A 14,328-nucleotide genomic window follows, 5' to 3' on the forward strand; every position below is an offset into this window, starting at 1 on the left:
GACAGACTAAACCCATCATTAGTTTATCTATTCTTAAGGGGAAATCCTGAGAGGTTTTATAAAACCTCTCAGGATTTTTTGAGGGTTAAAATTGCGATTTACTTATAGTAGAAAAATATTATGGCTATTAATAAATTTATTTTTTTGAAATTTATGAAAGCATGGCGAATGGTTCTGACAGGACTTAGTCATTTCATGATACAACATTTTTTTGTATTCTGTATGATTGTCACAAAAAGAAAGAATTTAAGGAACAGAACCTTAAAAAGGAGCAGGAACCGTTTTTTATTAAGGATTATGGGTATCATAAAAAATATTTAAGAAGATATTTGTCATAATTTGTTCACTAATATGATCAGATATTTTAAAGAAAGGGGAGAATAGGCATGGAGCTTACAGCAGAAGAAAGAATTGAACTGCATGGTTTTAATAATTTAACGAAATCATTAAGTTTTAATCTGTATGACATTTGCTACACCCGTTCAAAAAAAGAACGAGAGGCTTATATTGAGTATATTGATGAGCAATACAGTGCTGATAGGCTAACAAATATTTTACAGCATGTGGCAGACATTATAGGTGCTCATGTTCTGAATGTAGCAAAGCAGGATTATGTGCCACAAGGTGCAAGTGTAACGGTACTTGTATCAGAAGGTCCGATCGTGGAGGTCCCGACAGGTACTTATGAGGAATCACCTGGTCCACTTCCGGACAATGTTGTGCTGCAACTTGATAAAAGCCACATCACGGTACATACGTATCCAGAATACCATCCAGAGGAAGGGATTAGTACTTTTCGGGCTGATATCGATGTATCTACTTGCGGAGAAATTTCCCCCCTTAAAGCATTAAATTATCTTATTCATTCTTTTGAAACAGACGTCATGTCGCTTGATTATCGAGTGAGAGGATTTACAAGGGCTAAAGATGGCCATAAATTATTTATTGACCATGACATTAACTCAATCCAAAACTATATCCCAGACAATATTAAAGAAACGTATGACATGATTGATGTCAATGTCTATCAGGAACATATATTCCACACTAAATGTAAGCTGAAAGAGTTTGATTTGAATAATTACTTATTCGGATATTCCAAGGATAAGCTAGATCCTAAAGAAGTTGAAGCTATTACAGAGATGCTCACGACTGAGATGGATGAAATTTTTTATGGAAAAAATATCGCAAATAGTATCTTACAATAAAAAAGGTGAGGGAATTTTCTTTTGTATGAACAGTGTCGTACCTCTATGGAAAAAGGAGGTTAATTTTGACACGGTCTGATTCATTCTCCCATTTATCGGAGTGGTAAATTCCGATAAAAATAACTTTAGTGGGTTAGGAACGACAGGACCTACTGAACCGGGTGCAGTTTTTGGCACACCCAGAGAAGGGATGCTCGCGCATCTTCAGCATTTATTTGCCTATGCTACAGTAGCAAGCTTACCAAATAGATATCCCTTGATTGATCCTCGCTTTCGAGGATCTATACCAACATGGGTTGATCTAAATGGAAAATGGGCTGTTCTAGGTGGAAATTATGGACAAACTATTTTGAATATCTATGAAAGAATGAGAGAATCATCTATTTAAAATGTGAAAAGCTGTTGAACTATCAACAGCTTTTCACATTTATGACCGCTGGATCATGGAACTAGAGTAGTTCTTTAGCATCCTTTGTAAGTTTCTATGGCTTTCTCTTACTTTAACGGTTTCATCAATAAGTTTTTGGAAGCCTTCAAGGTCTTTATCATTTGCATTTAAAACGGATTTTGTCACACTTTCGGCGATTTGTTGTAAAGATATCTCTGAACTCATCAACAACGACCACCTTTCCCCTTATTTTTTCCTCAGTTTCCTCTCTATATAATTATTTATCGAAAGACCTCCTATTTTCCTGCAAAAAAGCAAAAAAAAATATCTACAATTATCATCATCGTTATCAGAAACCAACAAAACTTCAACAGGATCTGTCAGATAAAGACAACTAATTCACTTTTATAGAGAGAGAATTTATTAAGGTCTTTTTAGGTTGTTGAGAGCATAATGGTTCTTGTTTATACTTAGAATGGCTATATGAGTGGAGATGATGCTGCAGTTTGTTATGTATATATTTTTTAGGAGAAGTAGTAGCTTTTCTTTGAGATCATGAAGAAAGTAGGAGTACAATGTGAAAGTTTTTTGGGTTCGTTTCAGCGTGTTTAATATCCTATGGATCCTAACGATTGTAGAGCACAGTGAACAAATTGCGTTAAGTATTATCGTTTTTGCGATAGCAATGGGGATTTATTTTCTGCTTTCCCTTCAAAAAATGTCTTTATTATTATATATTCTTTTATCATCGCTTTTTTTTATTCATGGTTATAATCTTATGAATGATGCTTTTTTCACCCTTTTATTGCTCCTGTTTATGACGATCGATTCTGCTTTTCGTTTAAAGGAAAAGTTTTTTCGATTATATACCATTATGAATCTACTATTATCTCTTTTTATTACGGTTATCCGTAGTAATCAATTGATCGAAATGGTGATCATGAGTGCTCTTTTTTACTTTTTAGTTGTTTCGATTAATCGGATGTCAAACGAACGTCAGGAGCAAAAGGCAGTATACGAAGAGTTATTAGCGGAATACCGAAAATTAAAGAGGATGAATTTGGAAGCGGAGAGTGATGCTCGTCTTCAAGAACGAACGCTGATTGCCAGGGATATTCATGATTCAGTTGGACATCGGTTAACAGCTTTAATTATGAAGCTTGAGATACTTAGTATCCAATATTCAAATTCAGATTATGATGAACTGAAATCTATGGCAAAGGAAAGTTTAGAGGAAATTAGGAAGTCAGTCAAAGCATTGCAGACGGAAGAAAATGAAGGCATTGCAACGGTTGTTCATTTAATAAGAAAACTAGAGTCAGAAAGTCATATTTTCGTTCAATTTACGATGAAGCAAGGAATTCTTTCTGTGCCTTTTTCGAATGAAAAAAGTGTGGTTCTCTATCGTGTGATTCAAGAGGCATTAACAAATGCCATGCGACATTCAGGGGCAAGAGAGGTGCATGTAACGTTAGGTAAATCTGCAACCTACGATATCTTATTTGAAATTTCGAATACCGTTTTTCACCCAAAACCTTTTACTTATGGATTTGGACTAACAAGTATGAAAAATAGAATAGAAGAAATAAAGGGAACATTGGAAGTGTATCAAACAGAGAACCGATTTATTGTGTTGGGAACCATTCCAAGTGAGGGGGGAAGGGAAATATGTGGCGAGTACTAGTAGTAGAAGATCAAACAATTGTCAGACAAGGGCTGAAGGTGATTTTGGAACAAGATCCAACTATTATCGTCACCCATGAAGCTGAAAACGGACAGCAGGCAATTGAAATCATGGAGAAGCATTTGATTGATTTTATCATGATGGATGTGCGAATGCCGGTGATGAATGGGATTGAAGCGACAAGAATCATTAAAGAGCGATGGCCTCATACAAAGATTCTAATATTAACAACCTTTAACGATGATGAGTATGCGATGCAGGCTTTAAAAGAGGGAGCGAATGGTTTTTTATTAAAAACATCGGAGCCGGCAAAATTAATTGAGGCAGTCTATAGCTGTATGAATGGCGGTTTAACCATTCATGACGAAGTGGCCGCAAAGGTAATGCCTAGGTTATTACAGCGAAATCAAAAAAAGAGTATGGATGTTGATCTCACACCACGTGAATTAGAAATTACAAAACTTGTGGGTGAAGGACAAACCAACAAGGAAATCTCTGAAAGACTACATTTATCAGTGGGTACAGTTAAAAATCATATTACGCACATTTTACAGAAAATGAACTTGCGTGATCGGACACAGTTAGCCATTTACGCTGTTAAACATCATTTAAATGATATTTGAAGAAACTTTCTGCCTAATAGCAGGGAGTTTTTTCTATGAAAGTAGGCTGTCCGACATTTACATACTGGGTTGGGAGCAGAAGCTCATGAAGGTTTTATTTGCTCAAAAATGACTTAAGTCATGTCTTATCACTTATATTAATGACCTCAGATAGTATTCCCTCATCTTTCCATATCGTACAATGATAATAGGAGGCGATTGTTATGCTTGAATTAGTAGATCTTTCAAAGAAGTTCAAACAAACGTATGCGGTGAAAAATTTAAATATGTTTATTGAAAAAGGGGAGATTGTTGGCTTGCTCGGTCCAAATGGAGCGGGTAAATCAACCGCTATTTCGATGCTGTCATCATTAGTTGAGCCAACAGGAGGCGATGTACGATTCTATAACAAAAGCATTTTGAAAAATCCAGCACCGCTTCGACGTGTAATCGGAATGGTTCCGCAGGAAATTGCGTTATATACCGATTTAACCGCAGAAGAAAATTTGCGATTTTTCGGAAGAATCTATCGGTTGAAAGGTGCAGAGTTACAACGAAAAATAGATGAAGTATTGGATCAGATCGGACTAACAGACAGACGAAAGGATGTCGTAAAGACGTTTTCTGGTGGAATGAAGAGGCGCTTAAATATTGGTGTTGCTCTATTGCATGATCCAGAACTAATTATTATGGATGAGCCCACGGTCGGGATTGATCCACAATCGAGAAACTATATACTAGAAACGGTCAAAAGACTGAACGAAGAACAACAAATGACGGTATTGTACACGAGTCACTATATGGAGGAAGTAGAGTTCCTCTGCAACCGAATTTACATCATGGATAAAGGGAATTTAATTGCTTCTGGAACAAAGGATGAAATTAAACGGATTCTATCTTCAGAAAAGGCGATCTCCATTAAAGCAGAGCGATGGAACGAATCCTTTATTGACGCATTAAAGCAAAATCCAATGGTAAATCGCGTGAAAGTAGAAGAAAAAGAAATCACGATCATGGTGGCCAAAGAAATTAATCTATTTTCATCGTTAATCAAGATGGCGGAAGAAGCTGAGGTCGAGTTGAGTTCGGTTGATATCAAAACACCTACATTAGAAGATGTATTCCTTCACCTTACAGGAAGAGCCTTACGAGATTAAAGGGAGAGATGTCAGAATGGTTTGGCAAATTATCAAAAAACAAGGGTTGTTATTATGGAGAAATCCGCAACAATTACTATTATTAATCGGTCTTCCTATCATTTTAATCGCCATTTTAGGTACTGCACTTAGTAGCATGATGGATGGCCAAGCTCCAGAAATTAGGGTAAAGGTCGCTTTTATTGAACATGAGGATGAAAAATCTCAGGTAGACCGTTTTATAAATGATCTAGAAAAAATGGGATTGCCAGCAGAAGTATTACAAGAAATTCAACAGAATGCTCCACAAATGGCTCCTATTGGGCTATTAAAAGAAACGGTTTTTGGCAGTGAAGAATTAGAAGCGTTGATGGACGTAAACGTGGCAGAGGTTTCTGAAAAAGAAACGATCCTAAACGATGATGGCTACACAGCTATTATAGAGGTTCCAGAAAATTTTACTTATGAAACGTTGCAAGCAATGGTACTGAACGAAGGGGTACAGCCTGAATTAAAGGTGTATCAAAATGAAGGTTCACAAATCGGTTCAAGTGTGGTCGATCGTATTCTCCAGCAATTTCAAGAGCAGTTAACCTTACAAACATTTCTAAGACAAAAGGGAATCGATCAAAGAACGGTGGCAATCGATAAAGAATCGATTCCAGGTGAAACGGTGACGACCAACAAAAAAGATGCTGTATCAACCAAGAGCTACTATGCTGTTGGAATGGCTGTTATGAATGTCCTTTTTATTGCTTCTGCGATTAGCAGTATCACTTTTCTTGAGAAAAAAATGCATGTGTTTGATCGCGTCATTTTAGCCAATGTTTCACGTTGGATTTATTTTATAGGTGTTTTTCTTTCCGGTGCTATTTTGGCATTCTTACAATTACTCATTATTTTTGGATTTTCATGGGCTTTATTTGGTGTAAGTTGGCCTCATTTAACGAACTTTTTCATTGTGACGATCGCTACAGCGATTTCAGTTGGAGGAATTAGTGTTTTGCTTACGGCGATTAGCTATCGCTTGAACTCAGAAGTGATTTCAAATTTCTTTTCAAGTATTATCGTCACCTTGATGGCCTTTTTAGGTGGCAGCTTTTTTCCAATTGGTGATTCTTCTAAGATCATTCAATGGTTAGGCAATCTGACTCCAAATGGTGCAGGAATGTCTGCGTATATGACGATTTTAAGAGGAGATAATTTTTCAGAGTTCAGTCAGTATGTCTTATTCCTTCTTCTTTTTGCCGTCGGTGCCCTTGTGATTGCGGCACTCAGTTTTCCAAAAAGGGGGGCTGGAGTATGATTGGCATACTACTAGCTAAGTGTAGAATGTTTATCCGAAATCCGTGGACTTTTCTCCTTATGACGGCGATGTCGCTCGGATTTGCCCTTGTGTTAGGTGGCTCTAATCAGGAGAATACGATTCAGGTTCCCGTTTATGTAGAAGATGAGGTTATTCTAGCGTCTGTCGTAGGAGAAACAATAGAAGAGTCGGATGTATTTGCGTTTAAATGGATGACGGAAGAGGAATTAACAGAACAGATTGCTAATGGAAAAGCTGAAGTGGGTGTGAAACTACAGGAGAATGATTTTCAACTCCTTGTAGGTGTAGATTCCCCTAATGTGGCGATGATTAAACAAACTATTCAAGGTGCATATGTAGAGAGAGAACAACAGGAACGAATTCTACAAGATGGAAATTTCGAGTCAGTTGTGGAAAAAGAAAAGATGCGTGAAAATTTAGAAACAGCGATGGAATCTCCTATATTTACAATTGAAAAAAGTAACTTTAAAGCTTCCGATACGTTTGTTTATGATTCAACCCTCCAGTCATTGTTCGGTTTCACTTTATTCTTTGTTATTTATACGATTGCCTATAATATACTACCGATTTTGTCTGAGAAAAATGAAGGTGTATGGGATCGCATGATCTTATCTCCTTTACGAAAATGGGAAATGTACGTAGCCAATCTGATTTATAGTTTTGTGACAGGCTACCTACAAGTTTTGATTATTTTTCTTATTTTCCATTATGAGGTCGGTGTCGATTTTAATGGGAATTTTGTAGAAGTATGCTTATTAATCATTCCGTATGTGTTTTCCATTGTTGCGTTATCCATTTTGATTACAGCTCTTGTGAAAAATATCCAACAATTCAATGCGGTCCTTCCGATTATTTCTGTAAGTTCAGCCATGATTGGCGGTGCTTACTGGCCGCTTGAAATTGTTGAATCGAAACTTCTACTCGCCTTATCAAAAATTAATCCGCTGACTTATGGGATCGAAGTACTAAATGGAGTAGCTATTTATGGTTATCCAATGGAAGAGTTGCTTTTCCCTATTAGTATTCTTATCTTAATGGGTGTTGTCATGACCGGTATTGGTATTCACTTGATGGAAAAAAGGCATGTGTAATTTCACACTTTCTTTATAGGTTTGTTAAACAATATGGTTGCTGCTACAAAGGCCTTTGGTGTACACGTTCAGCTAAGTTATTCATTCGAATCAAACACGCTGCCCATGCACAGCAAAGGTCATTTTCAGCAATAATTATGAACACAGCCTCTTTATAAAATTCAATAACTCTAAGAGAAGATGTAAGATTTTCTTCTTTTAGGTTTTTTTCATTAGCGGTAGTAGCGACTATTTATTAGCAAAATATTGGTGGTTCGAAAAATATAAGCAAGCGGAAATCATCGATCCAGATGATGCCAAATATCTAGGGATTTCAGTTGGGCGAGACTGGGAAATAGAAGGGGTTTATGAAGAGCCTTTAAAAGATAAAGTGATTACAGCTGAATCACCTAAACAAGTGTAATGAAAGGGCGAATAGGTAATAGAAGAATAATTAAGAAGAGAGCACGTTGATTCAAATCTATAAAAAGAACCAAATTCCAATTTTGGAATTTGGTTCTTTTAGAGAATAGAAGAATGGTTTCTATTATTTATTTAGGTAAAACTGAGCTTCCCATCAAATAGCGATCCACTTCATGGGCAACGGCACGACCTTCGTTAATCGCCCATACGATAAGGCTTTGGCCGCGTCTAGCATCACCAGCAGCAAAGACGCCTTCGATGTTTGTTCTATATTCGTTATCAGTAGTTACTTTTTGTTTGTTTGCTTCAACACCGAATTGTGTTAATAAAGGTTGTTCTGTTCCTTCAAAACCAATGGCAATGAAAACGAATTGGGCTGGCCATACTTTTTCTGTTCCTGGAATTTCTTTGAAATAGTAGCTGCCATTTTCATCTTTCAATTTTTCCATTTGGATAGTATGAAGTTCTTTCACATTACCATTCTCATCCGCAACAATTTTCTTCGTTTGGATCGAGTATTCACGAGGATCGTCTCCAAATTTAGCTTCAGCTTCTTCATATGCATACTCAAGTGTAAATACTTGCGGAGCAGCAGGCCACATATTGTCTTCTGTGCGAGAATCCGGCAATCTTGGGTGTTTACCAAATTGGACAACACTATTACAGCCTTGACGAACAGCAGTTGCTACGCAGTCTGCACCCGTATCACCGCCACCAATAACGATAACATCTTTCCCTTTTGTATCCCAGAATTGACCATCTTCAAAGTTAGAATCTAGTAAGCTTTTTGTTGTTGTCGTTAAATAGTCCATGGCAAAATGAACGCCGTTCGCTTCACGGCCTTCAAGTACTAAATCACGTTGTTTTTGTGCACCCGTACAGAGGATAACAGAATCATGTTGATTTTGAAGCTCTTCAGCTGAAATATCTTTACCGACTTCTGTATTTGTCACAAAATCAATGCCTTCTTGCTGTAATAAGGTAATCCGTCGTTCAACAATTCCTTTATCAAGTTTCATATTAGGAATTCCGTATGTTAATAATCCACCTGGACGGTCACTACGCTCATATACTGTAACAGAGTGGCCTGCTTGATTTAATTGATCAGCACTCGCTAATCCTGCAGGACCTGAACCAATAATGGCCACTTTCTTGCCTGTTCTTTTTGCAGGGATTCGTGGAGTAATCCAACCATTTTCAAAGCCCTTTTCAATGATCGTTTTTTCAATGCTTTTAATGGTAACCGCTGGATCGGAAATGGATACGGTACAAGACCCTTCGCAAGGAGCCGGACAAACACGACCAGTAAATTCAGGGAAATTATTGGTTTTCATTAAACGGTCCAGTGCTTCTTTCCATCTGCCGCGATACACTAAATCATTCCACTCCGGAATTAAATTGTGTATCGGACATCCTGTGGTTACTCGATTAAGTTCCATCCCCATATGGCAGAAAGGAGTGGCGCAGTCCATGCACCGCGCCCCTTGTGTGCTTAATACGTCATCCGTAAAAGACGTTGAATATTCGTTCCAATCATTTAACCTTGTGAGAGGGTTTCTTTCTTTTGGTTTTTCACGTGTATATTCCATAAATCCTGTTGCTTTCCCCATTTTTTTCCTCTCTCCTTTCTTATGATAAAGCTGTTTCTAATTCTTTAGCGGGTGTTTTTTTGCCTTGTTCTGAGTTTGCTTGAAAAGCGTTCATTACGGCATCCTCGTCACTTAATCCAGCAACTTTCTGTTCTTGAATGCTTTGTATCATGCGTTTATAGTCTTTAGGAATAACTTTTACAAATTTGTCTGCAAATTTATCCCAATTATCGAGCACATAATCTGCTTTATGACTACCTGTATAATCGAAGTGATTTAAAATCATCTTGCTTACTTCATTTCTGTCTTCTATATTGTCAAGTGCTTCGAAGTCAATCATCTCTGTATTGCATAACTTTTTGAACTCACCTGGATCCTCAGTAAGGACGTACGCAATCCCACCTGACATCCCAGCACCAAAGTTTTTCCCAACTTCTCCGAGAATAACAACTCGTCCACCGGTCATATATTCTAAACCATGGTCACCAATTCCTTCAACGACAATGTTTGCACCACTATTTCGAACGGCAAAACGTTCACCAGCAAGTCCATTGATATAGGCTTCACCACTCGTTGCACCCATAAAGGCTACATTTCCAGCTATGACGTTATCGGCTGCAGCCAGTTCAGAAACAGCAGGAGCTTTAACAATGATTTTTCCGCCGGATAAGCCTTTTCCAATATAGTCATTTGTATCGCCTGTTATATAAAGGGTCATCCCATTCGGTGCGAAGGCTCCAAAGCTTTGTCCAGCAGATCCTGTGAAACGAAGGGTGATCGTATCTTCAGGCAATCCTTCTTCACCATAGCGTTTTGATACTTCACTACCGACAATGGTTCCAGCAACACGATTGACATTTGTAATCGGGAAGCTTAAATCAACTGGTTTTCCACTTTGTAGAGCGGATTGAACAGCCGGCAATATTTTATTCATATCAAGTGATTCATCAATTTTATGATTTTGTGGCGTTTTGTACGTCCGATTTCCCTCTGTCTTGTATAAAAGTTTAGATAAGTCAAGGTGCTTCGCTTTCCAATGCTCTTTCGCACGATCATTGACTTGAAGGACATCGGTGGATCCTACCATTTCCTCAACGGTTCTAAAACCAAGCTCTGCCATCGTTTCACGAACTTCTTCGGCAATAAATTTCATGAAGTTTACAACATGGTCCGGGTCACCAGCGAATTTGTAACGCAACTCAGGATTTTGTGTTGCAATTCCAACTGGACATGTATCTAAGTGACAAGCACGCATCATGACACAGCCTAAAACAACAAGTGGTGCTGTAGCAAAACCAAATTCCTCAGCTCCGAGAAGGGCAGCCATGACAACATCTTTACCTGTCATTAGTTTTCCATCTGTTTCAAGCACAACACGATCACGTAAGCCATTTAACATCAATGTTTGATGTGCTTCAGAAAGTCCAAGTTCCCAAGGTAAACCCGTATGCTTGATACTTGTTTTCGGTGATGCTCCAGTTCCGCCGTCGTAGCCACTGATCACGATGACATCGGCTGCACCTTTTGCAACACCAGCAGCAATCGTTCCGACACCTGCTTTGGAAACAAGCTTGACACTAATACGTGCATCACGGTTAGCATTCTTCAAGTCATGAATTAATTGAGCTAAATCTTCAATCGAATAGATATCATGATGTGGTGGAGGAGAGATCAGTCCAACACCTGGTGTCGAGCCACGAACTTCAGCAACCCATGGATATACTTTGTTTCCTGGAAGTTGTCCGCCTTCACCTGGTTTCGCACCTTGTGCCATTTTGATTTGCAGTTCATCCGCGTTAACAAGGTAATGACTTTTTACACCAAAGCGACCTGAAGCGACTTGTTTAATACCGCTACGGCGATTATCACCATTTTCTTCTATTATATAGCGGCTTGAACTTTCGCCACCTTCACCACTATTACTTTTTCCACCTAGACGATTCATCGCAATCGCTAACGATTCATGTGCTTCTTGACTGATAGATCCAAATGACATTGCTCCAGTTTTAAAACGGCGCACAATAGAGTCTACTGATTCGACTTCTTCAATTGGCAATGAAGGACGTGTTGATTGGAATGAAAATAAATTCCTTAAAAATCCCATTCTTTCCTCATTAGCAAGGTGAGAATATTGTTTAAATAGATCATAGTCACCTTGACGACATGCCCATTGAAGCATGTGAATGGAGTTTGGATTAAACGCGTGATGTTCGCCATTCTTTCTCCATTGAAAATCGCTTCCAGAATCTAACGTTTCATCATAAGAGTCTGAATAAGCTTGTGTGTGATGCATTTTGGCTTCTTTGGCAATTGTTTCTAAGTCAATTCCATCAATTTGTGAAGCTGTTCCAGTAAAATAACGATCAATGACAGCAGAACCAATTCCAACCGCTTCAAAAATTTGGGCGCCACGATAGCTTTGTACCGTTGAAATCCCCATTTTTGACATAACTTTTACAACGCCTTCTGTCATAACCTTCACATATTTATGCGCAGCTTCTTGGTAGGTAAGTGATAATGTATCATCTAATACCGCTTGTTTATAAGTCGCAAAAGCAAGGTAAGGGTTGATGGCATCTGCACCAAAGCCAATAAGTGCGGCAAAGTGATGTACTTCTCTTGCTTCACCTGTCTCAATAATCAAGCTTACTCGACTACGGTTTCCTTGACGAATAAGTTCTTGATGAAGGGCACTTGCAACTAATAATGTAGGAATGGCTATTTGTTCTTTGTTCATATTGCGATCTGAAAGAATAAGAAGACTTGCTCCTTCTTCGATAGCCTCTTTCGCTTTTTGGAACATTTCTTCGATTCCGTTCTCTAAAGAATCTGTGAAAAGTGTATCAATCGTTTTGCTTGTAAATTCTTGAACGTCATTTGCTTTTAATTCTGCCAGTTGGCTATTTGTTAAAATAGGCGTTTCAAGCTTAATTCGGTGGCAGTTTTCTTCTGTTGGATGAAGTAAATTTCCTTCAGCCCCTAGAAATGAAACCGTAGACGTAACAATATGTTCACGAATAGAATCAATCGGTGGATTTGTTACTTGGGCAAACAATTGTTTAAAATAATTAAACAGTGATTGCGGACGATCTGATAAGACGGCAAGAGGACTATCATTTCCCATTGATCCTAGTGGATCTTTTCCTTCGGTAATAGCAGCAAGTAAATATTTTTGTACATCTTCGTACGTATAACCGAATGCTTTTTGTCGAGTGAACAGCTCTGTCACTTCTTCTTCTTCTGTTTCAATATTATCTAATTTAACAAGTTGCTCTTCAAGCCACTGTTGATAAGGCTGTGCTTCTGCCATTTCTGTTTTAATTTCTTCATCTGAAATGATGCGTCCCTCTTCTAAGTCAATGAGAAGCATTTTACCTGGACTTAATCGATTTTTATAAAGAACATTTTCAGGTTCAACATCAATGACACCAACTTCTGATGAGAAAACAATATAATCATCTTTCGTTACATAATAACGAGCTGGACGCAATCCGTTTCGATCGAGAATCGCTCCAATTTGTTTCCCATCTGTGAATGAAATAGCTGTTGGACCATCCCATGGTTCCATCATACAACTATGATATTCGTAAAAAGCTTTCTTTTCTTCAGACATATATGGGTTTTCAGACCATGGTTCTGGAATTAACATCATGGCAGCATGGGCGGGTTTACGACCAGCTAATACGAAGAACTCAAGGGCATTATCTAAAGTAGAAGAGTCGCTTCCGTTTGTATCTAGGATTGGAAGTGCTTTTTGTAAATCCTCTCCAAACGCTTCAGAGACAAATTGTTGTTCGCGTGCTTTCATCCAATTGATGTTTCCGCGAAGTGTATTGATTTCGCCATTATGAATGAGGTAGCGATTCGGGTGTGCTCTTTCCCAACTTGGAAATGTATTTGTACTAAAGCGAGAATGTACTAAAGAGAAAGGAGAGACAAAGTCTTCATCCTGCAAATCAAGATAAAAGGCGTCAACTTGTTGTGGTGTTAACAATCCTTTATAAACAATCGTTCTAGTTGAAAGGCTTGCAAAGTAAAAACGAAGTTGTCTATTGTTTGCCCATTGTTCTGCTTGTTTTCGAATGATGAATAATTTCCGCTCTAAAGTTAAATCATCTAGGATATCTTCGCTTGCTCCGATAAATACTTGACGGATGGTAGGGCGTGTCTCTTTTCCCACTCTTCCGATTTTTTCGACATCTACGGGTACGTTTCTCCATCCCAAAAGTGTCTGACCTTCTTGTTTAATTAATTCATTTATATAAGTTTCAATTTCTTTTTGTTCACTTTCAATTTCTGAAGAAAAAAGCATTCCTACGCCATAACGTCCTTTTGAAGGTAAATTCATTTCTGGACATACTTTTCTAAAATATTGATCTGGAATGCCTACCATTAAACCTGCTCCATCTCCTGTGAGTGGATCACTTCCTTGTCCACCACGATGATCTAATTGACAAAGCATTTGCAGTCCCTTTGTCACAATCTCATGTGTAGCATTTCCTTTTAGGTGTGCGTATAAGCCGATTCCACATGCGTCATGTTCAAATTCAGGACGGTAGAGACCTTGTGCTTTTGGTAGTTGATAGTTCGTCATATTTCTCTCTCCCCGTTTCGATTTTTTCAATTTTCTTGTCTATTTCATATTGTAGAATTTTGAAGTGATATAAACAATATGTTATTTAGATCTAAATGATCTCATTTTGGCATTAGTTAAAATATAAACTAATATAGTTTTTGAATCAATCCATTTTTATTAAGTTTTTTATGTTATGAATAGATAAGTAGATATTGGTAAAAAAAGTTTATCCCACTCTTAACGGGCAGTAAGACCCCCACCTCAAGATTCTGAGTATGAAAAGAAGAAAAGTGGGGGATCAACTGCCCGTAAAGGTCCGATAAGT

General features: G+C 38.0%; 10 protein-coding genes and 1 pseudogene. 8 read left to right on the forward strand and 3 right to left on the reverse strand.

What is annotated here, in order from left to right; translation table 11 throughout:
* The first annotated feature begins 386 nt into the window (after positions 1-386).
* Together speD and JMM81_RS08685 are read left to right on the forward strand one after the other, a co-directional pair.
* Entirely contained in the window at positions 387-1,208 is an 822-nt protein-coding gene (speD, locus tag JMM81_RS08680; RefSeq protein ID WP_256241168.1) for an adenosylmethionine decarboxylase, read from the forward strand.
* Positions 1,209-1,398: 190 nt separating this feature from the next.
* Positions 1,399-1,596, forward strand: coding sequence for a hypothetical protein (locus JMM81_RS08685; RefSeq protein WP_256241169.1), 198 nt, complete (start codon positions 1,399-1,401; stop codon positions 1,594-1,596).
* A 39-nt stretch (positions 1,597-1,635) separates the two neighbouring features.
* On the opposite strand, the gene JMM81_RS08690 is transcribed toward JMM81_RS08685, so the two are convergent.
* Positions 1,636-1,821, reverse strand: a complete 186-nt coding sequence (locus JMM81_RS08690; protein WP_256241170.1) for a hypothetical protein — start codon at positions 1,819-1,821, stop codon at positions 1,636-1,638.
* A gap of 352 nt (positions 1,822-2,173) precedes the next feature.
* On the opposite strand from JMM81_RS08690, the gene JMM81_RS22905 reads away from it, so the two are divergent.
* The 6 genes and pseudogenes from JMM81_RS22905 to JMM81_RS08720 all read left to right on the forward strand — a co-directional run.
* The gene (locus JMM81_RS22905; protein ID WP_256241171.1) at positions 2,174-3,280 is read left to right on the forward strand and encodes a sensor histidine kinase; all 1,107 of its coding nucleotides are present in this window, start codon (positions 2,174-2,176) and stop codon (positions 3,278-3,280) included.
* On the forward strand, positions 3,265-3,903 hold the full coding sequence (locus JMM81_RS08700) for a response regulator transcription factor (protein ID WP_256241172.1): 639 nt from the start codon (positions 3,265-3,267) through the stop codon (positions 3,901-3,903). Before JMM81_RS22905 ends, JMM81_RS08700 begins: the two co-directional genes overlap by 16 nt.
* A gap of 203 nt (positions 3,904-4,106) precedes the next feature.
* Positions 4,107-5,039: an ABC transporter ATP-binding protein gene (locus JMM81_RS08705; protein ID WP_256241174.1), complete on the forward strand. Its 933-nt coding sequence runs from the start codon at positions 4,107-4,109 to the stop codon at positions 5,037-5,039.
* Positions 5,040-5,055: 16 nt separating this feature from the next.
* Positions 5,056-6,324 carry an ABC transporter permease gene (locus JMM81_RS08710; RefSeq protein ID WP_256241175.1) on the forward strand — a complete coding sequence of 423 codons (1,269 nt, stop codon included), beginning with the start codon at positions 5,056-5,058 and terminating at the stop codon, positions 6,322-6,324.
* Positions 6,321-7,436, forward strand: a complete 1,116-nt coding sequence (locus JMM81_RS08715) for an ABC transporter permease (RefSeq protein WP_256241176.1) — start codon at positions 6,321-6,323, stop codon at positions 7,434-7,436. The genes JMM81_RS08710 and JMM81_RS08715 overlap by 4 nt, the downstream gene beginning before the upstream one ends.
* 229 nt (positions 7,437-7,665) lie before the next feature.
* Positions 7,666-7,839: pseudogene (locus tag JMM81_RS08720) on the forward strand (nitrate reductase); the annotation flags it as partial.
* Positions 7,840-7,966: 127 nt separating this feature from the next.
* Here the strand turns inward: JMM81_RS08720 and gltD are convergent.
* Both gltD and gltB read right to left on the reverse strand, forming a co-directional pair.
* Entirely contained in the window at positions 7,967-9,448 is a 1,482-nt protein-coding gene (gltD, locus tag JMM81_RS08725) for a glutamate synthase small subunit (protein ID WP_256241177.1), read from the reverse strand.
* 19 nt (positions 9,449-9,467) lie between these two features.
* Positions 9,468-14,021, reverse strand: a complete 4,554-nt coding sequence (gene gltB / locus JMM81_RS08730) for a glutamate synthase large subunit (protein ID WP_256241178.1) — start codon at positions 14,019-14,021, stop codon at positions 9,468-9,470.
* Positions 14,022-14,328 lie beyond the last annotated feature (307 nt).

This window comes from Bacillus sp. V3B, from assembly GCF_024494465.1.
In the GTDB taxonomy this organism is placed as follows: Bacteria; Bacillota; Bacilli; order Bacillales; family Cytobacillaceae; genus Bacillus_BD.

Excerpts from the sequence above, each read along its gene's own strand:
- gltD (WP_256241177.1), bottom strand. The coding sequence starts at position 9,448 with ATGGGGAAAGCAACAGGATTTATGGAATATACACGTGAAAAACCAAAA.
- JMM81_RS08685 (WP_256241169.1), top strand. The coding sequence starts at position 1,399 with ATGCTCGCGCATCTTCAGCATTTATTTGCCTATGCTACAGTAGCAAGC.
- speD (WP_256241168.1), top strand. The coding sequence starts at position 387 with ATGGAGCTTACAGCAGAAGAAAGAATTGAACTGCATGGTTTTAATAAT.
- JMM81_RS08690 (WP_256241170.1), bottom strand. The coding sequence starts at position 1,821 with ATGAGTTCAGAGATATCTTTACAACAAATCGCCGAAAGTGTGACAAAA.
- gltB (WP_256241178.1), bottom strand. The coding sequence starts at position 14,021 with ATGACGAACTATCAACTACCAAAAGCACAAGGTCTCTACCGTCCTGAA.
- JMM81_RS08710 (WP_256241175.1), top strand. The coding sequence starts at position 5,056 with ATGGTTTGGCAAATTATCAAAAAACAAGGGTTGTTATTATGGAGAAAT.
- JMM81_RS08700 (WP_256241172.1), top strand. The coding sequence starts at position 3,265 with ATGTGGCGAGTACTAGTAGTAGAAGATCAAACAATTGTCAGACAAGGG.
- JMM81_RS08715 (WP_256241176.1), top strand. The coding sequence starts at position 6,321 with ATGATTGGCATACTACTAGCTAAGTGTAGAATGTTTATCCGAAATCCG.
- JMM81_RS08705 (WP_256241174.1), top strand. The coding sequence starts at position 4,107 with ATGCTTGAATTAGTAGATCTTTCAAAGAAGTTCAAACAAACGTATGCG.